Source organism: Streptomyces sp. NPDC002490, assembly GCF_040296045.1.
Classification (GTDB): Bacteria; Actinomycetota; Actinomycetes; order Streptomycetales; family Streptomycetaceae; genus Streptomyces.
In genome coordinates, this window is the sequence record NZ_JBEOWM010000141.1 from 1 (window position 1) to 1019 (window position 1019).

Consider the following 1019-nt stretch of genomic DNA (forward strand, 5'->3'; position numbering starts at 1 on the left):
CCTCCCGCCTCGGCAACACCCCCCTCCCCGAAGGCGTCGACACCTACCTCGGCAACGGCAGCCTCGGCAGCATCGCCTCCGGCCGCGTCTCCTACGTCTTCGGCCTGGAGGGCCCGGCGGTCACGGTGGACACCGCGTGCTCCTCCTCGCTGGTGGCGCTGCACTGGGCGATCCAGGCGCTGCGCGGCGGCGAGTGCCAACTGGCGCTCGCGGGCGGCGCGACGGTGATGTCCACGCCGGACACCTTCATCGACTTCAGCCGGCAGCGCGGGCTCGCAAGTGACGGGCGCATCCGCTCGTTCGCGGAGGCGGCGGACGGTACGGGTTGGGGCGAGGGGGTGGGTGTGCTGGTGGTGGAGCGGTTGTCGGACGCCCGGCGCAACGGTCACCGGGTACTCGCAGTGATACGCGGCTCCGCAGTGAACCAGGACGGCGCCAGCAACGGCCTCACCGCCCCCAACGGCCCCTCCCAACAACGCGTCATCCGCCAAGCACTAACCACCTCAGGACTCACCCCCACCGACATCCAAGCCGTCGAAGCCCACGGCACCGGCACCGTCCTCGGCGACCCCATCGAAGCCCAAGCACTCCTCGCCACCTACGGCCAGAACCGCCCCGACAACGACCCCCTCTGGCTCGGCTCCATCAAGTCGAACCTGGGTCACACCCAAGCCGCCGCCGGCGTGGCGGGCATCATCAAGATGGTCATGGCGATGCGCCACGGGGTCCTGCCCAGGACCCTGCACGTGGACGAGCCCTCCTCGAAGGTGGACTGGACGGCCGGACGGGTCGAACTGCTGACCGAGTCCAGGCCCTGGGAGGCCGTGGGGCCCCGGCGGGCCGGTGTGTCTTCGTTCGGCATCAGCGGGACGAACGCGCACGTGATCCTGGAGGAGGCTCCCGAGGAACCGGTGGTCGAGGACCTGCCCCGGCCCTCTTCGACCGCGCCGGTTCCCCTCCTCCTCAGCGCCCGTTCTCCTCAGGCGCTCAAGGCGCAAGCGCAAGCCCTGCTGGACCTC

1 protein-coding gene is annotated in these 1019 nt (G+C 70.9%); it reads left to right on the forward strand.

Translation table 11 applies throughout. The features are described from left to right. A partial coding sequence (locus ABT092_RS30975; RefSeq protein ID WP_351249842.1) for a beta-ketoacyl synthase N-terminal-like domain-containing protein occupies positions 1–1019 on the forward strand: 1019 nt, incomplete at both ends.